Source organism: Aeromonas sp. ASNIH1 (assembly GCF_002934285.1).
GTDB lineage: Bacteria > Pseudomonadota > Gammaproteobacteria > Enterobacterales > Aeromonadaceae > Aeromonas > Aeromonas caviae.
Genome location: NZ_CP026228.1, coordinates 2,645,902 through 2,669,629, shown reverse-complemented (window position 1 = coordinate 2,669,629; position 23,728 = coordinate 2,645,902). Strand labels below are relative to the sequence as shown.

The 23,728-nt window shown below is 63.7% G+C and carries 23 protein-coding genes; 17 read left to right on the top strand and 6 right to left on the bottom strand.

Annotated features, from left to right (window positions below):
- The first annotated feature begins 76 nt into the window (after window positions 1-76).
- Window positions 77-1,537: a sensor domain-containing diguanylate cyclase gene (locus C2U37_RS13055; protein ID WP_233768387.1), complete on the top strand. Its 1,461-nt coding sequence runs from the start codon at window positions 77-79 to the stop codon at window positions 1,535-1,537.
- Between the two features lie 21 nt (window positions 1,538-1,558).
- On the opposite strand, the gene C2U37_RS13050 is transcribed toward C2U37_RS13055, so the two are convergent.
- Both C2U37_RS13050 and C2U37_RS13045 read right to left on the bottom strand, forming a co-directional pair.
- Window positions 1,559-2,230 (bottom strand): HAD-IA family hydrolase, encoded by a 672-nt coding sequence (locus C2U37_RS13050; protein WP_039041098.1) that lies wholly within the window; start codon window positions 2,228-2,230, stop codon window positions 1,559-1,561.
- Window positions 2,227-2,451: a hypothetical protein gene (locus C2U37_RS13045; RefSeq protein WP_010673776.1), complete on the bottom strand. Its 225-nt coding sequence runs from the start codon at window positions 2,449-2,451 to the stop codon at window positions 2,227-2,229. The genes C2U37_RS13050 and C2U37_RS13045 overlap by 4 nt, the downstream gene beginning before the upstream one ends.
- Window positions 2,452-2,560: 109 nt before the next feature.
- On the opposite strand from C2U37_RS13045, the gene C2U37_RS13040 reads away from it, so the two are divergent.
- Window positions 2,561-3,448 carry a LysR family transcriptional regulator gene (locus C2U37_RS13040; protein WP_104452453.1) on the top strand — a complete coding sequence of 296 codons (888 nt, stop codon included), beginning with the start codon at window positions 2,561-2,563 and terminating at the stop codon, window positions 3,446-3,448.
- A gap of 45 nt (window positions 3,449-3,493) precedes the next feature.
- On the opposite strand, the gene C2U37_RS13035 is transcribed toward C2U37_RS13040, so the two are convergent.
- From C2U37_RS13035 to C2U37_RS13025, 3 genes are all read right to left on the bottom strand, one after another.
- Window positions 3,494-4,129, bottom strand: a complete 636-nt coding sequence (locus tag C2U37_RS13035; RefSeq protein ID WP_069652118.1) for a cold shock domain-containing protein — start codon at window positions 4,127-4,129, stop codon at window positions 3,494-3,496.
- Window positions 4,130-4,232: 103 nt separating this feature from the next.
- The gene (locus C2U37_RS13030; protein ID WP_104452452.1) at window positions 4,233-4,799 is read right to left on the bottom strand and encodes a cysteine hydrolase family protein; all 567 of its coding nucleotides are present in this window, start codon (window positions 4,797-4,799) and stop codon (window positions 4,233-4,235) included.
- A gap of 140 nt (window positions 4,800-4,939) precedes the next feature.
- On the bottom strand, window positions 4,940-6,103 hold the full coding sequence (locus tag C2U37_RS13025; RefSeq protein ID WP_104452451.1) for an FAD-dependent monooxygenase: 1,164 nt from the start codon (window positions 6,101-6,103) through the stop codon (window positions 4,940-4,942).
- 224 nt (window positions 6,104-6,327) lie between these two features.
- Between C2U37_RS13025 and miaB the strand changes: the two genes are divergently transcribed.
- The 5 genes from miaB to lnt all read left to right on the top strand — a co-directional run bounded on the left by miaB (window position 6,328) and on the right by lnt (window position 12,018).
- The gene (miaB, locus tag C2U37_RS13020; RefSeq protein WP_010673772.1) at window positions 6,328-7,761 is read left to right on the top strand and encodes a tRNA (N6-isopentenyl adenosine(37)-C2)-methylthiotransferase MiaB; all 1,434 of its coding nucleotides are present in this window, start codon (window positions 6,328-6,330) and stop codon (window positions 7,759-7,761) included.
- Between the two features lie 50 nt (window positions 7,762-7,811).
- Window positions 7,812-8,870, top strand: a complete 1,059-nt coding sequence (locus tag C2U37_RS13015; RefSeq protein ID WP_010673771.1) for a PhoH family protein — start codon at window positions 7,812-7,814, stop codon at window positions 8,868-8,870.
- Window positions 8,867-9,331: an rRNA maturation RNase YbeY gene (ybeY, locus tag C2U37_RS13010; protein WP_104452450.1), complete on the top strand. Its 465-nt coding sequence runs from the start codon at window positions 8,867-8,869 to the stop codon at window positions 9,329-9,331. The genes C2U37_RS13015 and ybeY overlap by 4 nt, the downstream gene beginning before the upstream one ends.
- 95 nt (window positions 9,332-9,426) lie before the next feature.
- Window positions 9,427-10,308 carry a CNNM family magnesium/cobalt transport protein CorC gene (corC, locus tag C2U37_RS13005; protein WP_010673769.1) on the top strand — a complete coding sequence of 294 codons (882 nt, stop codon included), beginning with the start codon at window positions 9,427-9,429 and terminating at the stop codon, window positions 10,306-10,308.
- 180 nt (window positions 10,309-10,488) lie between these two features.
- Window positions 10,489-12,018: an apolipoprotein N-acyltransferase gene (gene lnt / locus C2U37_RS13000; RefSeq protein WP_199770443.1), complete on the top strand. Its 1,530-nt coding sequence runs from the start codon at window positions 10,489-10,491 to the stop codon at window positions 12,016-12,018.
- Window positions 12,019-12,103: 85 nt separating this feature from the next.
- Here lnt and C2U37_RS12995 read toward each other — a convergent pair whose 3' ends face one another.
- Complete coding sequence (locus tag C2U37_RS12995; protein WP_103243597.1) at window positions 12,104-12,592, bottom strand: zinc ribbon-containing protein; 489 nt, start codon at window positions 12,590-12,592, stop codon at window positions 12,104-12,106.
- A 251-nt stretch (window positions 12,593-12,843) separates the two neighbouring features.
- On the opposite strand from C2U37_RS12995, the gene leuS reads away from it, so the two are divergent.
- The 10 genes from leuS to C2U37_RS12945 all read left to right on the top strand — a co-directional run bounded on the left by leuS (window position 12,844) and on the right by C2U37_RS12945 (window position 23,708).
- Window positions 12,844-15,420: a leucine--tRNA ligase gene (leuS, locus tag C2U37_RS12990; protein WP_104452448.1), complete on the top strand. Its 2,577-nt coding sequence runs from the start codon at window positions 12,844-12,846 to the stop codon at window positions 15,418-15,420.
- Window positions 15,421-15,532: 112 nt separating this feature from the next.
- Window positions 15,533-16,015 (top strand): LPS-assembly lipoprotein LptE, encoded by a 483-nt coding sequence (locus C2U37_RS12985; protein ID WP_043153202.1) that lies wholly within the window; start codon window positions 15,533-15,535, stop codon window positions 16,013-16,015.
- Between the two features lie 27 nt (window positions 16,016-16,042).
- The gene (holA, locus tag C2U37_RS12980; protein ID WP_104452447.1) at window positions 16,043-17,077 is read left to right on the top strand and encodes a DNA polymerase III subunit delta; all 1,035 of its coding nucleotides are present in this window, start codon (window positions 16,043-16,045) and stop codon (window positions 17,075-17,077) included.
- Entirely contained in the window at window positions 17,071-17,709 is a 639-nt protein-coding gene (gene nadD, locus C2U37_RS12975) for a nicotinate-nucleotide adenylyltransferase (protein WP_104452446.1), read from the top strand. Before holA ends, nadD begins: the two co-directional genes overlap by 7 nt.
- 227 nt (window positions 17,710-17,936) lie before the next feature.
- The gene (gene rsfS / locus C2U37_RS12970) at window positions 17,937-18,278 is read left to right on the top strand and encodes a ribosome silencing factor (RefSeq protein WP_010673762.1); all 342 of its coding nucleotides are present in this window, start codon (window positions 17,937-17,939) and stop codon (window positions 18,276-18,278) included.
- A gap of 21 nt (window positions 18,279-18,299) precedes the next feature.
- Window positions 18,300-18,767: a 23S rRNA (pseudouridine(1915)-N(3))-methyltransferase RlmH gene (gene rlmH / locus C2U37_RS12965; protein WP_005298242.1), complete on the top strand. Its 468-nt coding sequence runs from the start codon at window positions 18,300-18,302 to the stop codon at window positions 18,765-18,767.
- A gap of 64 nt (window positions 18,768-18,831) precedes the next feature.
- Window positions 18,832-20,745 (top strand): penicillin-binding protein 2, encoded by a 1,914-nt coding sequence (gene mrdA / locus C2U37_RS12960; protein ID WP_010673761.1) that lies wholly within the window; start codon window positions 18,832-18,834, stop codon window positions 20,743-20,745.
- Window positions 20,742-21,845, top strand: a complete 1,104-nt coding sequence (gene rodA / locus C2U37_RS12955) for a rod shape-determining protein RodA (protein WP_039041107.1) — start codon at window positions 20,742-20,744, stop codon at window positions 21,843-21,845. The genes mrdA and rodA overlap by 4 nt, the downstream gene beginning before the upstream one ends.
- On the top strand, window positions 21,845-22,843 hold the full coding sequence (gene mltB, locus C2U37_RS12950) for a lytic murein transglycosylase B (RefSeq protein ID WP_104452445.1): 999 nt from the start codon (window positions 21,845-21,847) through the stop codon (window positions 22,841-22,843). Before rodA ends, mltB begins: the two co-directional genes overlap by 1 nt.
- Window positions 22,785-23,708 (top strand): septal ring lytic transglycosylase RlpA family protein, encoded by a 924-nt coding sequence (locus tag C2U37_RS12945; RefSeq protein ID WP_104452444.1) that lies wholly within the window; start codon window positions 22,785-22,787, stop codon window positions 23,706-23,708. Before mltB ends, C2U37_RS12945 begins: the two co-directional genes overlap by 59 nt.
- The last annotated feature ends 20 nt before the right edge of the window (window positions 23,709-23,728 follow it).

Here is a 23,728-nt window from a genome sequence, read left to right as displayed (position 1 = left end):
TCTTCTCTCCCCCTCGTTCACCCTTGTCACGTGCCAGCCATACTCTGAACAAACGCTCTCTTGTCAGGAGGTCCCCATGGGGGACATCGCACGCCAACGTACCTCATGCACATTGACGCCCTTGTCAGCTCTGTTGTGTGTCGCCGCCCTGGTACTGCTGTTCTCGCTGATCGGCATCTTCACCCGCCCCCCCAACCTGCTGGCGGCCTTCTGGCCTGCCAATGCGGTCCTGCTCGGCTGCATGGTGCGCTATCCACGCCTGGCCACCCCGGCGGGCTGGGCCGGCGGCATACTGGGCTTTTTTCTCGCCGCCCTCTTCACCGGCGAGCCCCTGTTCAAAACCATCCTGCTGACCTGCGGCAACCTGGCCGGCATCGGCGTCGGGTATCTGCTGATGCATCGGCTCGCGCCTGCCGACAAGCTCCTCAGGCGCCCCACCTCCCTCGTGCTCCTGCTGCGAAACACCCTGGCCGCCTCCCTCGCCGCCGGCGTGGTCGGCGCCATCATCAATCCCATCCTGTCTCTGGGCCCCCCGCTCTACGGGCTGGGCTTCTGGTTTGCCAGCGAGCTGGTGAACTACATGACCATACTGCCGGTGCTCCTGACACTGCCTCCCCATGACAGCGTGCCCCCCTGGCGCACCCTCCTCTACCGCACCGAGTTCTCCTGGACCAGATTGATGCCGCTGCTGAGCCTGGTGGCCTCCCTGCTGCTCACCCTGCTCGTCGAGGGGCCGGGATCCATCGCCTTCCCGGTACCGGCGCTGCTCTGGTGCGCCGTCACCTACTCCGTCTTCGCCACCAGCCTGCTGACCCTGAGTTACAGCACCCTGATCCTGATCGCCCTCTCAAACGGCCATCTCGTCATCAATCACGATGTCCAGACCCAGTACTGGATGTTCTCCGTCCGGATAGGGGTCATGTTGATCGCTCTCACCCCCCTGACCGCCGCCAGCATCATGGCGGCCCGCAACAGCCTGCTGCGGGAGATGAAACACCTGGCCCACCACGATCACCTGACCGGTGCGCTGAACCAGGCCGGCTTCTGGTCGGCCGCCAATGAACTGCTCCAGCACCTCACGGTGCAGCGCTACCCTGTGGCGATCTGCATGCTGGACATCGATCATTTCAAACGCATCAATGATCGTCACGGTCACGAAGAGGGGGACAACCAGTTGAGCGGCTTCGCGGCCCGGGTGCGTGACCAGCTTCGACCGGGGGACCTCTTCTGTCGCCTGGGGGGAGAGGAATTCGTGGCCATCTTGCCCGGCCTCAGCGAGGAGCAGGCCATGGCGGTGGCCGAGCGGCTGCGAAAAATCGTCGCGCAGCCAGGGGAAGAAAATGGAGCCGAGCCCGCCGTCTGCATCACGGTCAGCATCGGTATCGCCTCCCAGAGAGAGGGCCCCTTCAATCTGGACGAGCTGCTCTCTCGTGCCGATCAGGCGCTCTATCTGGCCAAGCACAATGGCCGCAACCGGGTGGAACGCTACTCGGCCGAGCAGGCTTCCCCCAGCGTCGGGCAATCTTGCGGCACCTGAATGGCGTGGCTCTTGTCGTCATCATCCGGCCTCTGCCGGCTGCGGGGCGGGCAGATGAAGATGGAGCCCGTCCGATGCCACCTCGATCTCGATCCCGCGCCAGTCCCGCAGCCAGCCCTTGAGCCTGTCGTCATACCACCTTGTTCCCCCCATCTGCACCACCTGGCAACCCGCCTGCAGGGCGCTGGCGATGCCCGCTGGCGCATCCTCGAACACCAGGCAATCGGCCGGAGCCAGTCCCAACCGGCTGGCAGCCAGCAAATAAGGCTCGGGATCCGGCTTGCCCCGTACCACATCCCCGGCGCACACCAGGAGACGGGGCAGCGGCAATCCGGCGTGCAGCAGCCGGTGCTCTGCCACCCTCCGGCTTGCGGAGGTCACCAGCGCCCAGCGCGTCGATGGCAGCTGTTCGAGCAGTCGCCGGGCACCGTCCAGGGGCATCGGCGCCGCAGCGTATGCCATCTCCAGATCGTCGAGTAGGGCCACCTCCACCGCCATGTCCAGCTGGGGAGCCAGGGCCCCTATCACCTCCCGTGAGCGCACGCCGTGACACATGGCGAGCACGGGAGCGGGATCCAGCCCATGGTGCTGACACCAGCGCCGCCACACGACTTCCACGTCGCCGGTGGAGTGGACCAGGGTCCCGTCCATGTCCAGCAGCAGGGCCGCGGCCCTCACGCGCACCGCGCTCACAGGGCTCTCCCCGCCAGCGCATCGGCGAAGACCTGCCGCTGGGCAGCGGCCTCGTAACAGGCGAGCGCCTGCTCCGCATTGCTGGCCCACACCGGCAAGGGGGCGACGACGAACCCCTGCTGCAACAGACTGGTCAGCAGCTCCCCGGTCTCCGGTGCGGCCAGCGGCTGAGCCATCACCAGGCTCCCCTTGATCAAAAACAGATAGCGTTCGCTCGACATGACTCCTTGTGGCTGAACAGCGGGCAAGCAGGCCCGTTTCGAGACCATTAGAACAAGGAGATTAGATAATTTATAATCAATAAATCGCCACATTGGATAACCAAATGGAATGAGATTCGACCTGAGACAATTGCAGGCCTTCGTCATGCTGGCCGAGAGTGCCAACTACCGGGAAGCGGCCAGCCGGCTTTTTGTGACGCAACCGGCCCTGACCAAGCAGATCCAGGGGCTGGAGCAGGCCCTCGGCAGCACCCTGTTCAACCGGGGCCGCCACGGGGCCGAGCTGACCGCCATCGGCCTCCAGTTGCTGCCCCAGGCCATGGCTCTGGTGGATCACGGCAAGGGATTCGAGCAGCATGCCCTGGCGCTGGCAAGCGGTGCCGCCGGACGCCTCAACATCGGGTTCGGGCTCTCCAGCTTCGCACTGGCCCCCTCCCTGGTGGCCCGTTTCAAACAGCAGGCCCCCGACGTGCTGGTTCACCTGCGGGACACCACCTCCGCCATCCAGCAGGAGCACTTGCTGGCGGGTAGGCTGCAACTGGGCTTCATGCGACGGCCTGATACGCCACAACTGAGGGAACACAGGTTGCTGACGGACAGACTGGTGCTGGCCGTCCCCACCCGGGTGGCAGGGCCGGACTTCGACCTGGAGCGGGCGCTGATCCGCGATCCCTTGCTGCAGATGGTGGGCCATCGCTGCCCGGGTCTCAGCCAGCAGATCGCCCGCTTTCTCGGCGCCAACCGGCTGACCGGTCTCATCCAGGAGGCGGAAGACATCCAGACCCTGGTCGCCCTGGTGGCCGCCGGTATCGGCAACGCCATCCTGCCGCGCAGCGTGGGGTTCATCGCGGGCAAGGAGGTGACCCTCTACCCTCTCTCCGGCCCCTGGTCGGAATGGGAAATCAGCCTGGTGTGGAACCCGGAATTTGCCGATCCCATCCGGGATCGCTTTCTGGCCCTGGTCAGGGCGGCATATCCGCAGAGCCACAGCCTCTGAGAGGAGCGCAGCCCAAACCGGAATCCTGAAGTACATAACGGCTGGCTAATGGCCACACCACTGCCGCTCGCAGGGGATGCCGTCTCCTTCCCCATCCATCTTGGTATTGGGGCAATTTTGCAAAAACCAGGTCGCCTCCTCGCAGGAAGTCATCTGGGAGCAATGCTGACGGCCATCGCACTGACGAACAAAAGTCGGAACCTGAACCGTACTGTTCGAAGTACTGTCCTCCTGGCTAAAAGAGGGAAAGGATGGAAGTGAGGCAAACTCGGCCGAGAAGCGGGAATAGAGGGAGAACAACCCCGCCAGCACCAATAGGGGGATTAACTTGCCACCCCAGCTCCCCTTGCGACGAGGAGCATGATACTCCCGGGTTCTATATGTGGTGGCGTGTGGTGCCCGAGGGCTCAAATCCTCCCTGCTCCCACGATCCGGCATGGATGGCATAGGTCCGCCAGCCAGCGAGAGCGGGCGGTCGGGAAAGAACACTTGTACGGCACAAGGCTTGCCATCCTTGCTGCTCCCGATCAGATAGGAAACCTTTTCCCCCACCTCCGGCGGCCTGCCATCGAATTGCAGGGTGGTGATGTGAACAAAAAGATCGGCACCGCCCTGCTCCTGCTTGATGAACCCGAAACCGCGTTGTGAATTCCAGCTCGCGATCCTGCCCTGATAACGCATGTCCTCATCCTTGTGGCCAGTACGGTTCCACTCATGTTGCCCGAAATTGGTTCGGTTTCAACAGAGCATTGGCATGAAAAATGAGTGGATTAGATACGAGTGGTCAGAGCAGCTCCGCGACCTTGATGATCTCGGCAATGCGACCGAGCATGCGCAGGGAAGCCTGGTGTTCTGCGGCATCCGCCGCCGCGCAGGCATCCTCCAGGATGGTGATGGCGTAGTCCCGATCGTGACCATCTCGCACCGCCCCCTGAATGGCCCAGCTGGTGCTCACGCCGCACACATAGAGATGCTCGATGCGATTGGCCCGTAGCGCTGGCTCCAGCGCCGTGCCGTAGAAGGGGCTGACCCTGGGTTTGGTCAGCACCAGATCCCCGGGTTGCACATCGAGCTCCGGGTGAAAGTCGGTGCCGCTGTCGGCCAGGGAGAGGGCCCCGAACTGCCGGGCACGGCCAAACATGGGGGAACCCCTGGGATGCAGCAGATAGCCCTCGTCAAACCCCACCTTGATGAGCACCACCAGCCAGCCGTGAGCGCGGGCATGAGCCAGCGCTTGGTTGGCGTGCGCAATGGCGTCCTGCTCGATCACCTGGGCCGCCGAGGCGGCGATGCGCCCGTCCGGGTGGGCGATGTCGTTGATGAAATCGATCACCAGCAATGCCTTGTTCATGGTGTGCTCCCCCCTTGCCTGAGGCCGTTTTGCCCCTGCGCCGCCAGGATCACTCCTCGCGGCCATATAAAAAACCGGCTGGCACCATCACACGGATTGATATGCCACCCGATTGGCACCTGGCAGTGCCACGCACTGCCTCATACCAGCCCAAGCGCATAGCGTAGCGCCATCTCCTTGAGGGGGCCCGCCTTGTCCGCCAGATTCAGCGCCAGGTTGCGGGCAAGCCTGAGGAGGCCTATCTCGTTGCTGAAGACCCCGTAGAAGAGATCCATCCCCGACTGCATCAGCAGGTTGTCAGGGCGGCGTCGTCCCTCGTAACGTCCGGCCAGCGCCAGCTCATGCCACTGTGCCCCCGCCTTGCCGAGCAACCCGGCCCAGCAGGCCACGTCCTTGAAACCGAGGTTCACCCCCTGCCCCGCCAGCGGATTGATGGTGTGGGCCGCATCCCCGAGCAGCACCACTCGCCCGGCGTGATAGTCGTTGGCGTGGCGGCGCACCAGGGGGAAGCTCCCCTTGGCCGTCACGGTGAAACCGCCAAGGCGGCTCGGGAAGTGGCGGCGCACCTCGACGGCCAGGGCCTCGTTGCTCATGGCGGCCAGCGCCCGGATGCGGGCCGGGCTGTCATACCAGACCAGGGAGCCATGGCGGCCCGGCAGCGGCAGGAAGGCGCGTGGGCCGCTCGGGGTGAACTGCTGCCAGGTGATGTCTTCCTGGGCAAAATCGGTGTCGATGTTGATCAGCATGCAGTGCTGGCGGTACTCGAAACGCGACACCCCGATGCCGGCCAGTCGCCGGGTGTGGGATTCGGCACCATCGCAGGCCAGCACCCAGCGCGCCTGCAGCTCGGTGCCGTCATCCAGGGTCAGCACGGCGTCATCCGCACTCTGGCGCAGACTCGTCACCGCCGCCGGGGTATGGGTCTGGATGGTCGGGAAATCCTCCATCCTTTTCAGCAGGGCGAGCTGGATCAGCCGGTTCTCGATGATGTAGCCGAGCTGGGGCAGCCCGAGATCCACCGCGTCGAAGCGGGTAGCGAAGCCGTCCAGCTCCCAGGTCTCCAGCCGGCGATAGGGGCACAGCCGCATCTGCTGCAGATATTGCCAGGCACCGGCCCGGGTCAGCAGCGCCACCGAGGCCTGGCTGATGGCGGAAACCCGCAGATCCAGCGGCTGCTCGGGGGCATAGGGCTCGGGCAACCGGGTCTCGATGACCCGTACCGAGAGCCCCTCTGCCGCCAGCAGGCAGGCGGTGGCGGCGCCCACCATGCCGGCGCCGACGATGGCGATATCACACTGTTCCATAACTTGATTCCTGCAAGGAGTCCCCGCGATAAGGGGCAAGGGCCGAACCGAATGGGGCATGATAACGCAAGGAGGCGGCAGAAACAGTGAGGGGGATGCGCAATTGCCGACGACAAGCCGGCCCTGATGGCGACGGGCGGCCCCAGACTGGTCAGCACCGGGATTGCGGAGTAAAATGGCCGGTCCTTTGACCCTGCCGATTTCAAAACCAGTCACGAGAAGCAATGAGCAAGAAACTTCATATCAAGACCTGGGGCTGCCAGATGAACGAGTACGACTCGTCCAAGATGGCGGACCTGCTGGATGCCAGCAATGGCTACACGCTTACCGAGGAGCCGGAAGAGGCAGATGTGCTGCTGCTCAACACCTGTTCCATCCGCGAGAAGGCCCAGGAGAAGGTGTTCCACCAGCTCGGTCGCTGGAAGAAGCTCAAGGCGAAAAAACCGGGGCTGGTGATCGGGGTGGGCGGCTGCGTCGCCTCCCAGGAAGGGGAGAACCTGCGCAGCCGGGCGCCCTATGTGGACATCGTCTTCGGACCCCAGACCCTGCACCGCCTGCCGACCATGATCAAGCAGGTGCAGGAGGGGCGCGGTGCCCAGGTGGACATCGCCTTCCCCGAAATCGAGAAGTTCGACAACCTGCCCGAACCCCGTGCCGAGGGGGCGACCGCCTTCGTTTCCATCATGGAAGGCTGCTCCAAGTACTGCTCCTTCTGCGTGGTGCCCTACACCCGTGGCGAGGAGGTGAGCCGACCGCTGGATGACGTGCTCTATGAAATCGCCCAGCTCGCCCAGCAAGGGGTGCGCGAAGTGAACCTGCTCGGCCAGAACGTCAACGCCTACCGGGGGCCGACCTTCGACGGGGAGGTCTGCACCTTCGCCGAACTGCTGCGCCTGGTGGCTGCCATCGACGGCATCGACCGCATTCGCTACACCACCAGCCACCCGGTCGAGTTCACCGACGACATCATCGAGGTCTATCGTGATACCCCCGAGGTGGTCAGCTTCCTGCACTTGCCCATCCAGAGCGGCTCGGATCGCATCCTGACCATGATGAAGCGCCCGCACACCGTGCTGGAGTACAAGTCCAAGATCCGCCGCCTGCGCGCCGTGCGTCCCGACATCACCATGAGCTCCGACTTCATCGTCGGCTTCCCGAACGAGACGGACGAAGACTTCGAGGCCACCATGAAACTCATCGAGGAGATCAACTTCGACATGAGCTTCAGCTTCATCTACAGCCCGCGCCCCGGCACCCCGGCCGCGGACCTGCCCGATGACGTCGACATGGAAGTGAAGAAGGCCCGCCTGACTCGACTGCAAAACCGCATCAATCACCAGTCCATGCTCATCGGCCGCGCCATGCTGGGCTCGGTGCAGCGCATCCTGGTGGAGGGGCCCTCCAAGATGGATCCCATGCAGCTCAGTGGCCGCACCGAGAACAACCGGGTGGTCAACTTCGAGGGGCCGCACCGCCTCATCGGCGGCTTCGCCGACGTGGAGATCACCGACGTACGCCCCTACTCCCTGCGCGGCCGCTTCATCCGCGGCGAGGACGAAATGAACCTGCGCATCGCCACGGCTCCGAGCGAGATCCTCGCCCGTCGTCCTGACAACGTGCCCGATGATCTGGGCGTTGCGGCCTTCAGACCCCATTGATGACTCTCTCCCCCGCCCCCTGGCGGGGGAACAACCGATAAGAGGACACCTTGAGCCGACACATCTCCACCCTGAATCTGCATCTGGAACCCGCCGACAACCAGCGCCTCGCCAGCCTGTGCGGACCCTTTGACGACAACCTCAAGCAGCTGGAGCGACGTCTCGGCATCGAGATAAGCTACCGGGACAACCACTTCCAAGTGATCGGCAAGCAGGCCCAGGTGGAGGCGGCTGCCGTCATCCTCAAGCACCTCTATGTGGAAACCCAGCCCCTCAAGGGGAGCAAGGTGAGCGACATCACCCCCGAGATGGTGCACCTGGCGGTGCAGGAGTCCCGCGTGCTGGAGCAGGACGACGAACCCGCCCCTTCCCTGCCCTACGGCAAGGAGGTCACGGTCAAGACCAAGCGCGGTCTCATCAAGCCCCGCAGCCCGAACCAGGCCCAGTACATCGCCAATATCGTGCGCCACGACATCAGCTTCGGCATCGGGCCCGCCGGGACCGGCAAGACCTATCTCGCCGTGGCCGCCGCCGTGGATGCCCTGGAGCGCCAGGAGATCCGCCGCATCCTGCTGACCCGCCCGGCGGTGGAAGCCGGTGAGAAGCTCGGCTTCCTGCCCGGCGATCTTTCCCAGAAGGTGGACCCCTACCTGCGCCCCCTCTACGACGCCCTGTTCGAGATGCTGGGCTTCGAGCGGGTGGAGAAGCTGATGGAGCGCAACGTCATCGAGGTGGCGCCGCTTGCCTACATGCGAGGCAGAACCTTGAATGACGCCTTTATCATCCTGGACGAGGCCCAGAACACCACCACGGAACAGATGAAGATGTTCCTGACCCGCATCGGCTTCAACTCCAAGGCGGTGGTGACCGGCGACATCACCCAGGTGGACCTGCCCCGCAGCACCAAATCCGGTCTGCGCCACGCCCTGGAGGTGTTGCAGGGGGTCGATGGCCTCTCCTTCAACTTCTTCGAGTCCAAGGACGTGGTGCGTCATCCCGTGGTGGCCCGCATCGTGCAGGCCTACGAGGCATTCGATGCCCAGCAGGCGGCCGAGAAGAGCGCAGCCACTCCCCGCAACGAAAACACCAGCAAAGAGAGTGCCCAATGAGCGTGACCCTGGATCTGCAACTGGCCTGCGCCAGCCCGGACGGCCTGCCGACCGAGGCCCAGCTACAAGGCTGGCTCGACGGCACCATTCTGGGCTTCCAGCCCGAGGCCGAGGTGACGGTGCGCCTGGTGGACGAGGCGGAGAGCTGCGAGCTCAACCACACCTATCGTGGCAAGGACAAGCCCACCAACGTGCTCTCCTTCCCCTTCGAGGCGCCACCGGGTCTCGAGCTGCCCCTGCTCGGGGATCTGGTGATCTGCCGCCAGGTGGTCGAGGCCGAAGCCGTCGAACAGGGCAAGCCCCTGATGGCCCACTGGGCTCACATGGTTGTGCATGGCAGTCTGCATCTGCTAGGTTATGACCATATCGAGGACGAGGAAGCCGAGGAGATGGAGCAGCTCGAGCGCGACATCATGCAGGAACTGGGCTTCGCCGATCCTTATCTGAACGACGAAGAGTAACGAACCGGATGGTCATCGTCTTGAAACAGCCGATACCCATCCTCATATAGCCACAACGATTTCAAGTGTGTTCATACGAGTAACCAAGAGAGAAAATGACCGACGATCACCCTAGTACCGGCTCGCCGAAGAAAACCTGGCTCGACAAACTCAGCCAACTCTTCCAGGGCGAGCCAAAAGACCGCAACGATCTGGTAGAGGTCATCGCCGATGCCGAAGAGCGGGACCTCATCGATCAGGACACCAAGGACATGATCGAGGGCGTGCTCGAAATTGCCGAGCTGCGCGTGCGTGACATCATGATCCCCCGCTCCCAGATGGTGACCATCGAGAAGTCCCAGCCGGTGGACGAGTTCCTACCGGTCATCATCGAATCCGGCCACTCCCGCTTCCCGGTGATCAACGAAGACAAGGATCACGTGGAGGGCATCTTGCTCGCCAAGGATCTGCTGCCGTTCGGGTTTGGCGGCCAGCATGCCAGCGAGCCGCTCCAGCTGGAGAAGATCCTGCGTCCCACGGTGATCGTGCCGGAGAGCAAGCGGGTCGATCGCCTGCTCAAGGAGTTCCGGGAAGAGCGCTACCACATGGCCATCGTGGTGGACGAATTTGGCGGTGTCTCTGGTCTCGTGACCATCGAGGACATTCTGGAGCTCATCGTCGGCGAGATTGACGACGAGTTCGACGACATCGAGGACGAGCCGGAAGAGATCCGCCGCATCAGCAAGCGGGTCTTCTCGGTGAGCGCGCTGACAGAGATCGAGGACTTCAACGACTTCTTCGGCACCCAGTTCAGCGATGAAGAGGTGGACACCGTCGGCGGTCTGGTGATGCACGCCTTCAGCCACCTGCCCAAGAAGGGTGAAGAGATCGAACTCGACGGCTACCTGTTCAAGGTGATGCACGCCGATCGCCGTCGCCTGCAACAGTTGCAGGTGAAGATCCCCGAGCATCATGCGGCGGCGCAGCCGGAGTCCTGATCCCGCCCAGCACCACGCACATCCCGCGCCCCTCTCGTCAGGGGCGCTTTTTTTGCCTCTCTCCCGCCGCGCGACCGCCCCTGGACCCACGCCGACCGCGAGGCTCGCCGTTGACCCGGTTTGCGGTTAAGATGTCGGCCATTGTGTTTCCATTCAGTCCAATTCGAGCCCCGATCCCCCGTGAAATCGAAACTCCTGACCAGCCTGTTTGCCATTGCCAGCGGCGCCATCGCCGTGTTGGCCTTCTCCCCTTTCGGCTACTGGCCCCTGGTGATCCCCTCCCTGCTCGGCCTTTACGCCCTGCTGGACAAGGCCACCCCCAAACAGGCAGCCTGGCGCGGCTTCGGCTACGCCATGGGTCTGTTCCTGCCCGGGCAGTGGTGGATCCACGTCAGCATGACGGAGTTTGGCGGCATTCCGCTGCCGGCCGCCTTCGTGCTGCTGGCCGGGCTCTGCGCCTATCTCTCCCTCTACCCGACCCTGGCTTGCTGGCTCTTCGCCCGCTTCTTTGTCGGCCGCCACTGGAGCCGCTGGCTGCTCGCCTTCCCGGCGCTCTGGCTGATGGCCGACTGGCTGCGGGGCTGGGTGATGACAGGCTACCCCTGGCTCTGGTTCGGCTACACCCAGATAGACGGCCCCCTCAAGGGCTTCGCTCCCCTTCTCGGGGTGCAGGGCATCACCCTCGCCCTGCTGCTCACCGCCTCCGCCCTCTGGCTGGTATGGCAGCACCGCAAGCCGGCCTGGCTGCTGCTCCCCGTCGCCCTGGTGGGCGCCGCCCAGGGGCTGATGCAGCTCAACTGGGTGACCCGGGGTGAGCCGGTCAAGGTCGCGCTGGTGCAGGGCAACATCGAGCAGTCCCTCAAGTGGGATCCGGAGGCCCTGGTGCCGACGGTACGCAAGTATCAGGATCTCAGCCGCGAGAACCAGGATGCCGACATCATCGTCTGGCCGGAGTCCGCCATCCCGGCCATCGAGAAGGAGATGGGTACCTATCTGGAGAGCCTGGACAAGGCGATGAAGGTGAACGACACCGGCCTGCTGGCGGGGATCATCCATTACGATCTGAAACAGCAGCGCTTCTTCAATACCGTGCTCGGCATGGGGGTGCAGGATGCAGAAGGCAAGGAGTCCTACTACTACGAGCACAAGAACCGCTACTACAAGTACCATCTGCTGCCCATCGGCGAGTTCGTACCCTTTGAAGATCTGCTGCGTCCCATCGCCCCCTTCTTCAACCTGCCCATGTCCTCCTTCAGCCGGGGTGACGAGGTGCAGCCGAACCTGATCGCCAAGGGGCTCAAGTTTGCCGCCGCCATCTGTTACGAGATCATCTTCCCGGACGAGGTGCGCCGCAACGTGCAGCCGGATACCGACTTTCTGCTGACCGTCTCCAACGACGCCTGGTTCGGCACCAGCATCGGCCCCTGGCAGCACATGGAGATCGCCCGCATGCGCGCCCTCGAGCTGGCCCGCCCGCTGCTGCGCGACACCAACACCGGCATCACCATCGTCACCGAGATAGACGGCAGCATCATCGCCCAGATCCCGCAGTTCGAGGCTGGAGTATTGCGTGCCGAGGTACGCCCCGCCCACGGCGTGACCCCCTATCTGCGTTTTGGCAGCTGGCCCATGTATGGCATCGCCGCTCTGCTGCTGGCGCTGGGACTGGGGCTGCGCCCACGTGCCCACCCCTGGGCACGCAAGGGCTAAGACCACACAACGCCGATAAACAAAAGAGGCGCCCTTGGGCGCCTCTTTTTATGGTTTGGCTTATGGCTTGGCACAGTCTGGCGGCTCAAGGAGACAGCGGCTCGCGATGATATTCATCGGCCCCACACTCCGGGCAGGTGTCAAGCTGCTCCGGGTGCAGCACGGTATGGCGCCACTCGCAGTGGTCGCACACCAGCACCCCGAGTCCCACCCAGTCCCCCGCCCGGTAGACCCCCTTGTGTTCCAGCTCGTCCGCCAACTCCTGCCACTCCACCTGGGTTCGGTCGGTCACGTCCGCCAGCCAGGACCAGGCGGTGTCCTTGAGCGCCAGCATGAAGGCGGACTCCTCCACCTGCTCATCCTTGCGCCCTTCGTCATAGTTGCCCAGATCCCGCTTCACATACTCGGCGATCAGCGCCAGCTCGTCCTGGGTCAGATCCCCGGCCGCCTCCAGATAGGCCTGCACCTTGGCGATCATCCGGTTGAGGCGCTCTCCCTGAAACGCTTCCGTCTCTTCCCACTGCTTCTTGAGCTGGGCGATAAAGGCTTCATACCCTTGTCGACGTTTGTCCATGGCCATCACTCCTCTGCTGAATCCCGATCGAGCCAGACCCTGACCTCGGGCTCGGCGGATACGGGCGGCGGTTGCCATTCTCACTTCGTTGCGACTCTCGCGGCTCTTGCGGCGCTGCAAATCCTCGCGGGTACCGGACCTGGCCCGAGACCGGGCGGATGCTGGCGGTTGTTGCCGCCGCAGGATATGGGTATTCTATCGGGATTTCCCAGCCGTTTTATCTATTCATTTCACAGATCCGGATGTCACCAATGCAAGAGCAATACGTTCCCCAATCCATAGAACCAGCAGTGCAAAAGCACTGGGATGCCAAGAAAACCTTCAAGGCGGTGGAGAAAGTAGACAAGGAAAAGTTCTACTGCCTCTCCATGTTCCCCTATCCGTCTGGTCGTCTACACATGGGGCACGTTCGCAACTACACCATAGGTGATGTGATCTCCCGTTATCAACGCCTCAATGGCAAGAACGTGCTGCAACCTATCGGTTGGGACGCCTTCGGCCTGCCGGCGGAAAACGCCGCCATCAAGAACAACACGGCACCGGCGCCCTGGACCTACGAAAACATCGAATACATGAAGAACCAGCTGAAGATGCTGGGTCTGGGTTATGACTGGGATCGCGAGCTGGCCACCTGCAAGCCGGACTACTACCGCTGGGAACAGTGGTTCTTCACCAAGCTCTACGAGAAGGGCCTGGTCTACAAGAAGACCTCCTCCGTCAACTGGTGCCCGAACGACATGACCGTGCTGGCCAACGAGCAGGTTGTCGACAACTGCTGCTGGCGCTGTGACACCCCGGTGGAGCAAAAAGAGATCCCCCAGTGGTTCATCAAGATCACCGACTACGCCGAAGAGCTGTTGAACGATATCGACAACCTCGAAGGCTGGCCTGAGATGGTCAAGACCATGCAGCGCAACTGGATTGGCCGCTCCGAAGGGGTCAACATCAGCTTCGCCATCGAGGGTCAGGCTGAGCATCTGGAGGTCTACACCACCCGTCCGGACACCTTCATGGGCGTCACCTATGTCGGTATCGCTGCCGGTCACCCGCTGGCACTGCAAGCAGCCCAGAACAATCCGGAGCTGGCCGCCTTCATCGAAGAGTGCAAGAACACCAAGGTAGCCGAAGCTGAACTGGCCACCATGGAGAAGAAGGGCATGGCCACCGGCCTCTACGCCATTCACCCGCTGGATGGCCGCAAGGTGCCGGTCTGGGTCGCCAACTTCGTGCTGATGAACTATGGCACCGGCGCCGTGATGGCGGTTCCGGCCCACGATCAGCGTGACTTCGAATTCGCCACCAAATATGGCCTCGACATCAAGGCGGTGATCAAGCCGGTTGATGGCGGCGTCGACGTGAGCGAAGCGGCTTATACCGAGAAGGGCGTGCTGTTCAACTCCGGCGAGTTCGACGGTCTCGACTTCCAGGGTGCCTTCGATGCCATCGCCAACAAGCTGGAAGAGCTCGGCAAGGGCAAGCGCACCGTCAACTACCGTCTGCGCGACTGGGGCGTTTCCCGTCAGCGCTACTGGGGCGCCCCCATCCCCATGCTGACCCTGGCGGACGGCACAGTGGTGCCGACGCCGGAAGACCAACTGCCGGTGCTGCTGCCGGAAGATGTAGTGATGGATGGTATCCAGAGCCCGATCAAAGCTGACGCCGAGTGGGCCAAGACCACTTACAACGGTCAGGAAGCGTTCCGCGAGACCGATACCTTCGACACCTTCATGGAGTCCTCCTGGTACTACGCCCGCTACTGCTCCCCGGACTACGACAAGGGCATGCTGGATCCGGCGGCTGCCAACCACTGGCTGCCGGTGGATCAATACATCGGCGGCATTGAGCACGCCTGTATGCACCTGCTCTATGCCCGCTTCTTCCACAAGCTGCTGCGTGATGCGGGCCTGGTGAACAGCGACGAGCCGTTCAAGCGCCTGCTCTGCCAGGGCATGGTGCTGGCTGACGCCTTCTACTACAAGGATGAGAAGGGCGGCAACGTCTGGGTCAGCCCCCTCGACGTCAAGGTGGAGCGTGACGAGAAGGGTCGCATCACCAAGGCGGTCGACCTTGAGGGTCGTGAAGTGATCCACTCCGGCATGACCAAGATGTCCAAGTCCAAGAACAACGGCATCGACCCGCAACTGATGGTGGAGCGTTACGGCGCCGATACCGTCCGTCTGTTCATGATGTTCGCCTCCCCGGCCGAGATGACCCTGGAATGGTCCGACTCCGGCGTGGAAGGTGCCCAGCGCTTCCTGCGTCGCCTGTGGCGCATCACCTTCGAGCACGTATCCGGTGGCGCCGTTGCCGCACTGGACGTCGCCGCCCTCACCAGCGACCAGAAAGCCGTGCGCCGCGAGCTGCACAAGACTATCGCCAAGGTGAGCGACGACGTGGGTCGCCGTCAGACCTTCAACACCGCCATCGCTGCCATCATGGAGCTGATGAACAACCTGGCAAAACTGGGCAGCGACGCTCAGGATCGCGCCCTGATGCAGGAAGCGCTGGAAGCAGTCGTGGTCATGCTCTACCCCATCACCCCGCACATCGGCTTCGAGCTGTGGAAGATGCTGGGCAAGGAAGGGGACATCGATGTCGCGGCCTGGCCGGTGGCTGACGAAGCGGCCATGGTCGAGACCGAGAAGCTGGTGGTGGTGCAGATCAACGGCAAGATGCGCGGCAAACTGACCGTACCGGCCGAGATAAGCCAGGCCGACGTCGAGAAGCTGGCCATGGCCGATGCGTCCGTACAGAAGTTCACCGACGGTCTGACCGTGCGCAAGGTCGTGTACGTGCCGGGCAAGCTGCTCAACATCGTGGCCAACTGATGACGCCTCCCCTGGCGGCGGCCGACAGTCCGGGCCAGGGGCTGACGACACACGGATGATGACGGCGGGCCCTGCGCCCGCCGCTCTTCCCTTCATGCAAAGAGGATTTTTTATGGGCACCATCTTCACGCGCTGGATGGCCATCGTGCTGGCAGGACTGCTGCTGCAGGCCTGCGGTTTTCAGATGCGGGGCACCGCCATTCCCCCCGAGCTGATGACCATGAAAGTGGTCGGTGACAACAAGAGCGACTTCTACCGACTGGTCACCACCCGTCTCAAGGCCGCTGGCGTCGAACTCGCCGACAAGGAGGGCATCCCGGTGCTGACCCTAGCCGGGGTACGTAGCCGCAGCCAGGTCGCCTCCGTCGACTCCATCGGCCAGGACCGCGAATACCTGCTGAGTTACAGCACCCAGTTCACCGTGGTCATGCCGGGCAAACCGACCCAGGTCTTCCCCATCACCTTCAACCGCAGCTTCCTGAACAAGCCGGATGCGGCACTCGCCTCCTCCCGCGAGCAGGAGCAGCTGGGCAAGGAGATGCAGGAGCAGGCCGCCAACCTGGTTATTCGCCAGCTCAGTCAGGTCAAGTTCTGATGCGCGTATCTTGATGAGAGGGTGTTGATGAGAGTCTATCCCGAGCAGTTTGCGGATCACCTCAAGGCAGGGCTCAAGCCCTGCTATCTCATTTTTGGGGACGAGCCCCTGCTCAAACTGGAAGCTGTCGACGCCGTGCGTCAGGTGGCACGCAAACAGGGCTTCGATGAGCGCCACAGCTTCGTGGTGGAACAGGGGCTTGACTGGAACCAGGTCTACGATGCCTGCCAGGCCATGAGCCTGTTCTCGGCCCGCCAGATCATCGAGCTGGAGCTGCCCGCCAAGATCGACAAGGATCTCGCCGCCCGCATCAGCGACATTGGCAAGCAGCTCCACCCCGACCTGCTGCTGGTCCTGAGTGGTAATCGCCTAAACCAGACCCAGATGAAGGCAGCCTGGTTCGACAAGCTGAGCCAGAACGGCACCTATGTGCCGGTCAACCACCCCGAGCCCCGCTTCTTCCCGCGCTGGATGAGCGCCCGTTTTCAGCGCTTCGGCCTCAAGGCACTGCCGGATGCGGTCAACTTCATGTGCCACGCCTACGAGGGCAACCTGCTGGCCGCGAGCCAGGAGATCGAGAAGCTGACCCTGCTCTCCCCGCCCCAGCCCATCAGCGTCGCCTATCTGCAGGAGACCATCATCCGCCACGCCCACTTCACTCCCTTCCAGCTCGTCGATACCCTGCTGGAAGGAAAAGTGAACCGGGCCCAGCGCATCCTGCTGGCCCTGCGCGCCGAGGGCACCGAACCCGGCATGCTGGCCTGGACCCTGTGCCGCGAGCTGGAGCAGCTCACCGAGCTGGCGCTGGCCGCCCGCGCCGGACAGCCCCTGGTGGAGCATTTCAGCCGCCTGCGCATCTGGCAGAGCCGCCAGCAGCTCATCCAGCAGGCGCTGACCCGGCTTCCCTTCCCCAAGATCCGGCAGCTCTGGCAACTGATGGCCCGGCTGGACCATGCCCAGCGCCATTTCGACACCGAGCAGGCCTGGCTGATGCTGCAAACCATCGCTCTCGGCTTTCGTGACGGAACCCCGCTCCCCCTGCTGGAGACGGAATCATGCTGACACCGCCCATCGGGGTCCTCGGCGGCACCTTCGATCCCATTCACATCGGTCACCTGAGGCCCGCCATCGAGGCACGGGATGCCCTGGGTCTGGCCGAGGTGCGCCTGCTCCCGAACCATATCCCGCCCCACCGGGCCAATCCGCTCTGCTCGAGCGAGCAGCGGCTCGCCATGGTCCGGCTCGCTGCGGCGGACAACCCGGGATTCGTGGTGGATGAGCGGGAGCTCAGGCGCGACACCCCCTCCTGGACCATCGACACCCTTGTCGAGTTGAGGAGCGAGCTGCCGGACACCCCGCTCTGCTTTTTGATGGGGATGGATTCCCTGCTCGGCCTGCCGGGCTGGCACCGCTGGCAGGAGCTGCTCGATTACGCCCACCTGGTGGTGAGCTGCCGCCCAGGCTGGCAACCGGATTATCCCGTCCAGGTGGCCGCGCTGCTGGCCCGCCACCAGACCCGGGACATTCAGGATCTCCATAGCCAGCGCCACGGTCATGTCTGGCTTTGTGACAATCTGCCCGTCGAGCTGTCGGCCACACGCCTGCGTGCCCTGCTCGCGGCAGGCCAGGATCCCAAATACCTGCTGCCCAACTCGGTCGCCGACTATATCCGGCGCCACGGGCTCTACCGCTAATCGGCAACGCAGTAAACGGCGCCACGCAGGCGGCTCAGCCGACACGTCCGGGCGCACCGGGCCCGGCCCTGACTATTGCCAGGCCGGGTTGCACACTATAGTGATCGTCAAGGGGCCCCTCCCCCACGGGACGGCTCCCCGGGCGATGCTCCCTTTGCCAGGCTGGGAAACGGGAGTGACCATGATATAATCCGCCGCCCTCTGGCGCCGGAAGATAGGAGAAGACATTGCAAGGCCAAGAATTGCTCGCCTTTATCGTCGACAAGATCGATGACATGAAAGGCCGCGACATCATCACCCTCGATGTGCGCGGCAAATCCAGCATCACGGACACCATGATCATCTGCTCCGGCAACTCCAATCGTCACGTCAGTGCAATCGCCCACAACCTCGCCAGCGAGGCCCGTCATGCGGGGCTCGACCTGCTGAGCGTGGAGGGGGAACTCACCGGTGAGTGGGTGCTGGTGGACATGGGGTCGGTCATCGTCCACGTGATGCAGGATGAATACCGCGACTTCTACCAGCTGGAAAAACTCTGGAGCGGCGCCGCCCAGGTCAATTCGCAATAAAGGGCGACAGCGTAACCAAAGATGAAGATCCAGTTGATTGCCGTGGGCACCAAGATGCCTGCCTGGGTAGAGCATGGCTTCGAAGAGTACCGTCGCCGCTTCCCCAAAGACATGCCGTTCGAGCTGGTCGAGATCGGCGCAGGCAAGCGCGGCAAGAATGCCGACATTCCCCGCATCCTGCAAAAGGAAGGGGAAGCCATGCTGGCCGCCGCCGGCCGCTCCCGTATCGTGACCCTGGACATTCCGGGTAAGCCCTGGACCACGGAGCAGCTCGCCGTGCAACTGGAAGCCTGGAAGCTGGATGGCCGGGACGTGGCGCTGCTGGTGGGTGGCCCGGAGGGGCTCTCCCCCGAGTGCAAGGCTGCCGCGGAGCAGAGCTGGTCGCTCTCGCCCCTGACCCTGCCCCATCCCCTGGTGCGGGTACTGGTGGCCGAGAGCCTCTACCGCGCCTGGAGCATCACCACCAATCACCCTTATCACAGAGAGTGACCCATGCCGACCCTGAGCATGCATTTCTCCTCTCTCACCCGCACGTCAGCCACAAGGTAACGGCATGCTGAAGAATCGCATTGAAATGCGCGATCACAGTGCCGAGGGACGTCTGTTCTTCCGGCGCACCCTGGTCGCCTACATCGGCATGGTCACCCTCATGCTGGTGCTGCTGGCTAACCTCTACTACCTGCAAGTAGAGTCTTACGAAACTTATCAGACCCGATCCAACGACAACCGCATCCGTGTGGTACCGGTGGCGCCGCCCCGTGGCCTCATCTACGACGCCAACGGTGTCCTGCTGGCGGAAAACCGCCCGGTCTACAGCCTGGAGATCGTGCCCGAAGAGACCGAGAACCTGGAGAAGACCGCGGACGACCTCATCACCCTGCTGGCCCTGCCGGAGGGGACCAAGGAGAAGTTCCTGGCCGAGGTCAAACGTCAGCGCCGCTTCAAGCCCGTGCCCCTGTTCGAGAAGCTGACCGAATACCAGGTCGCCCTCTTCTCGGTCAACCAGCACAACTACCCGGGGGCCAGCATCGAGGCCTACCTCAAGCGCTACTACCCGTTCGGCGATACCCTGACCCATGCCCTGGGCTACGTGGCCAAGATCAACACCCGTGACGTGGAGCGCCTCGAGAAGGAGGAGAAGCTCGCCAACTATGCCGCCACCAAGGACATCGGCAAACAGGGGGTGGAGAAGTACTACGAGGATCAGCTGCACGGCGTGGCGGGTTATCAGGAGGTCGAGGTGAACAACCGCGGCCGGGTGGTGCGCACCCTGAAATTCCAGCCCCCCGAGCCCGGCAAGGACATCTACCTCAACATCGACATCCGCCTGCAGTTGAAGGCCCAGGAGCTGCTGGCCGGCCGCCGGGGCGCCATCGTGATGATGGAACCCAACACCGGCGCCATCCTGGCCATGGAGTCGAGCCCGAGCTACGACCCCAACCTGTTCGTGACCGGCATCTCCAGCGCCAACTACTCGGCGCTGCTCAACGATCCCGCCCGGCCGCTAGTCAACCGCACCACCCAGGGCATCTATGCCCCCGCCTCCACCGTCAAGCCCATGATGGCGGTGATGGGGCTCAACGAGGGGGCGATCACCCCCAATTACCGCTACTTCGGCGGGCCCAGCTTCTCCATCCCGGGCACCACCAAGAAGTTCCGGGACTGGCGCCGCTGGGGCCACGGCTGGCTCGACGTCTATCGCGCTATCGAGGTGTCGGCGGATACCTATTTCTACGATCTCGCCTACCGGGTCGGCATCGACAAGATCAACAGCTACATGACCAAGTTCGGCTTCGGCCAGTACAGCGGCGTGGACCTCTATGAAGAGACCCGAGGCGTCATGCCCTCCCGGGACTGGAAGATGGCCCGCTGGCGTCAACCCTGGTACCAGGGGGACACCATCTCCATCGGCATCGGCCAGGGCTACTGGAGCGCCACCCCGATCCAGCTCGCCAAGGCCATCAGCATCCTGACCCAGAACGGTCACGACGTGACGCCGCACCTGCTCAAGAGCACCGCCTCCTCCGATGGCGTGGTCAACGCCCCCATCAACCCGAACGTGGCCATCGCCGCCAAGAGCGATACCTACTGGCAGGTGGCCAAGGACGGCATGTGGCGCGTCATCAACGGCCACGAAGGGACGGGGCGCCGCGCCTTCGCCAATACCCCCTACAAGGCGGCGGGCAAGTCCGGCACCGCCCAGGTGGTGGGCCTGAAAGAGAACCAGGTCTACAACGCGGCCACCACCAAGGTGGAGCACCGCGACAACGCCCTGTTCGTCGCCTTCGCCCCCTTCGAGGCACCCAAGGCGGTGGTCGCCCTGGTGCTGGAGAACGCCGGGGGCGGCAGCGCCATGGCGGCACCGGTCGCCCGCCACATGCTGGATGCCTATCTGCTCCCGCCGGAACCCCAGTTGCCACCGGCACCGGAAAAGCCGTCCCAACCGAGTGAGGTCGTTTCCCAATGAGTAATTCTGCCCGCCAGCAGAGCATCTGGTACAAGCTGCACATCGACCTGCCGCTGCTGCTCGGCCTGCTGACCCTGATGGCCCTCTCCATGGTGGTGCTCTACTCCGCCTCGGGCCAGGATCTCGACTCCATCGTGCGCCAGCTGGTGCGCGGCGCCCTGGCCTTCGGTCTGATGATCGGCATAGCCCAGCTGCCGCCCTCCCTCTATGCCCGCTGGTCGGTGCCCCTGTTTGCGGTGGTGGTGCTGCTGCTCATCGCGGTGGACGTGTTCGGCCATATCGGCAAGGGGGCCCAGCGCTGGCTCGATCTCGGCTTCATGAAGTTCCAGCCCTCCGAGGTGATGAAACTCTCCATGCCCATCATGGTGGCCGCCTGGCTCAGCCGGCACTCCCTGCCGCCAAAGTTCAGCCATGTGATGATCGCCCTGGTGATGGTGCTGCTGCCCACCCTGCTGATCGCGGCCCAACCCGATCTCGGCACCTCCATCCTGGTGGCCGCTTCCGGCTTCTTCGTCATCTTCCTGGCGGGGATCAGCTGGTGGCTCATCGGGCTCGCGGTCTTGCTCATCTGCGCCTTCATGCCGGTGCTCTGGTTCTTCCTGATGCACGACTACCAGCGCCAGCGGGTGCTGATGCTGCTGGACCCGGAGAAGGACCCGCTCGGTCGCGGCTATCACATCATCCAGTCCAAGATTGCGATCGGCTCCGGCGGCGTGTTCGGCAAGGGGTGGCTGCAAGGCACCCAGTCCCAGCTCGAATTCCTGCCAGAGCGCCACACCGACTTCATTTTCGCCGTATTCAGCGAGGAGTTCGGTCTGGTGGGAGTGGCCCTCTTGCTGGTCATCTACCTCTACATCATCAGCCGCTGCCTGTTTATCTCCATGCAGGCCCAGAACAGCTTCGAACGCCTGCTGGGGGGCGCCCTGACCCTGACCTTCTTCGTCTATGTGTTCGTCAACATGGGCATGGTAAGCGGCATCCTGCCGGTGGTAGGAGTTCCCCTGCCACTGGTGAGCTACGGCGGCACCTCCATGGTGACCCTGATGGCGGGCTTCGGCGTTCTGATGTCCATCCAGACCCACAGGCGGCTGCTCGCCTGATGCGGCTCGGCTGGCTGGCTCTATCTCTGTGCACCCTGACGGCGGGTGCTGCCGTCTCGCCGGCCCGGCTCAGCCTGCTGGCCGAGCAGCAGCAGGTGCCGCTGGCAGAGTTGCAGGCCGCCGCCGCCCAGGCCAGCCTGCGCCAGGAGGTGCTGGACACCATCCGCCGCCCCTGGGAAGCCAAGCCCTGGCACCGCTACAGGCCGCTGTTCGTCACCCCGGAGCGCATCCGGGACGGAGTGGGATTCTGGCAGCGCCATGCCGCCACCCTGGCACGGGCCGAGCAGACCTACCAGGTCCCCGCCTCCCTCATCGTCGCCATCATCGGCATCGAGACCTTTTACGGTCGACAGATGGGGCGCCATCCGGTGCTCGACAGCCTTTACACCCTGGGATTCCACTACCCCGAACGGGCGGATTTCTTCGCCAAGGAGTTTGCCCAGCTGGTGCTGCTTGCCCGGGAAGAGAAGTGGCCGCTCACCACCCTCAAGGGCTCCTATGCCGGTGCCATGGGCATGGGCCAGTTCATGCCCTCCAGCTACCGCCACTACGCGGTCGACTTCGACGGAGACGGCAAGCGGGATCTCTTCGCCAACCCGGCAGATGCCATCGGCAGCGTGGCCAACTACTTCGCCCTGCACCACTGGCGCTGGGGCGAGCCGGTGGTGGAGCCCGCCTTGATCGGATTGGCGCCAGTAGGTACCCTGCTTGCACCCGAGCCCGAGCTAAGACACCGCTGGGCAGAGCTGGCCGCTGCGGGCATTGAAGTCGCCACACCGCCGTCACCCGAGACGCCGGTAAAACTGCTGGCGATGGAGCAGGCCGAAGGACCGGAATACTGGGTCGCGCGCCACAATTTTTACGTGATCACCCGCTACAATCGCAGCCCTCTCTATGCGATGGCGGTGCATCAACTCAGTCAAGCAATCCAGGACGCTTATGCATTACAGCCACAAACTTCTTCCCCTCGGCCTGACCTTGTTGCTGGCCGCCTGTAGCAGCCAACCCGAACCCCAGCCGCTGCCGCCAGAGCCCGTCCCCCAGGAGAAGCCCCAGGTCATCGAGATCCCCCAGGCGACCGGCGCCATTCCCCGCCCCGAACCCATGAGCGAGAGCGGCAACCGGGACTACTGGATCGGCAAGCAGAAGTTTGAGGTGTGGCGCGACATCAAGCACTACAGCGAGGAAGGCACTGCCAGTTGGCTCTCCCGGGATCTGGACGGCAACAAGACTGCCAACGGCGACGTGCAGGACAGCACCCTGTTCAGCGCCGCCCACCGCAACCTGCCCCTGCCAAGCTACGTGCGGGTCACCAATCTGGACAACGGTCTGGAGACCATAGTACGCGTCAATGATCGCGGCCCCTTCGGCAGCGATCGCCTCATCGATCTCTCCCACGCCGCCGCCGCGCAACTGGAAATGGTGGAAGGGGGTGAGGCCCGGGTGCGCCTCGAACTCATCACCGATCAGCCGGATCAGATGGTAGAGATGGTGCCCATGACCCCGATGACGCCCATGGAGCCTGCGGCGCCAGCAGCCAATTCCTTCGCGAACGAGACGCCGGCCCCCAGTACACCGGCCAAGGCCGCGCCTGCTCCTGCCGCCACGGCAACCACCACCGTCTCCCCTCCCAAGGCCGGTGCGACCCAGGGCAAGATGATCCAGGTGCTCGCCAGCGGCTCGCAGGCGCGGGCCGAGGCCATGGGCAAAGTGATGACCCAGCGCTATGGCGTGCCGTACCAGGTGGTGGCACATGGCGCCGTCTTCCGCGTCCTGCTCGGACCCGTGGCCAGCGACAAGCAGGCCCCCCTGCTCGAGCAGATCCGCCAGGGTGGGTTGGAGCAGGCCTTCATCGTGCCCTGATACCCGCCCCGACCTCGCGC

Coding starts and splice junctions, on each gene's coding strand:
- C2U37_RS13030 (WP_104452452.1), bottom strand. CDS start 4,799: ATGAACAAGGCATTGCTGGTGATCGATTTCATCAACGACATCGCCCAC.
- C2U37_RS13025 (WP_104452451.1), bottom strand. CDS start 6,103: ATGGAACAGTGTGATATCGCCATCGTCGGCGCCGGCATGGTGGGCGCC.
- C2U37_RS13040 (WP_104452453.1), top strand. CDS start 2,561: ATGAGATTCGACCTGAGACAATTGCAGGCCTTCGTCATGCTGGCCGAG.
- C2U37_RS12945 (WP_104452444.1), top strand. CDS start 22,785: ATGCATTACAGCCACAAACTTCTTCCCCTCGGCCTGACCTTGTTGCTG.
- C2U37_RS12985 (WP_043153202.1), top strand. CDS start 15,533: ATGGGCACCATCTTCACGCGCTGGATGGCCATCGTGCTGGCAGGACTG.
- mltB (WP_104452445.1), top strand. CDS start 21,845: ATGCGGCTCGGCTGGCTGGCTCTATCTCTGTGCACCCTGACGGCGGGT.
- holA (WP_104452447.1), top strand. CDS start 16,043: ATGAGAGTCTATCCCGAGCAGTTTGCGGATCACCTCAAGGCAGGGCTC.
- C2U37_RS13035 (WP_069652118.1), bottom strand. CDS start 4,129: ATGCGTTATCAGGGCAGGATCGCGAGCTGGAATTCACAACGCGGTTTC.
- leuS (WP_104452448.1), top strand. CDS start 12,844: ATGCAAGAGCAATACGTTCCCCAATCCATAGAACCAGCAGTGCAAAAG.
- C2U37_RS12995 (WP_103243597.1), bottom strand. CDS start 12,592: ATGGACAAACGTCGACAAGGGTATGAAGCCTTTATCGCCCAGCTCAAG.
- ybeY (WP_104452450.1), top strand. CDS start 8,867: ATGAGCGTGACCCTGGATCTGCAACTGGCCTGCGCCAGCCCGGACGGC.
- mrdA (WP_010673761.1), top strand. CDS start 18,832: ATGCTGAAGAATCGCATTGAAATGCGCGATCACAGTGCCGAGGGACGT.
- rodA (WP_039041107.1), top strand. CDS start 20,742: ATGAGTAATTCTGCCCGCCAGCAGAGCATCTGGTACAAGCTGCACATC.
- nadD (WP_104452446.1), top strand. CDS start 17,071: ATGCTGACACCGCCCATCGGGGTCCTCGGCGGCACCTTCGATCCCATT.
- C2U37_RS13055 (WP_233768387.1), top strand. CDS start 77: ATGGGGGACATCGCACGCCAACGTACCTCATGCACATTGACGCCCTTG.
- corC (WP_010673769.1), top strand. CDS start 9,427: ATGACCGACGATCACCCTAGTACCGGCTCGCCGAAGAAAACCTGGCTC.
- rlmH (WP_005298242.1), top strand. CDS start 18,300: ATGAAGATCCAGTTGATTGCCGTGGGCACCAAGATGCCTGCCTGGGTA.
- miaB (WP_010673772.1), top strand. CDS start 6,328: ATGAGCAAGAAACTTCATATCAAGACCTGGGGCTGCCAGATGAACGAG.
- C2U37_RS13045 (WP_010673776.1), bottom strand. CDS start 2,451: ATGTCGAGCGAACGCTATCTGTTTTTGATCAAGGGGAGCCTGGTGATG.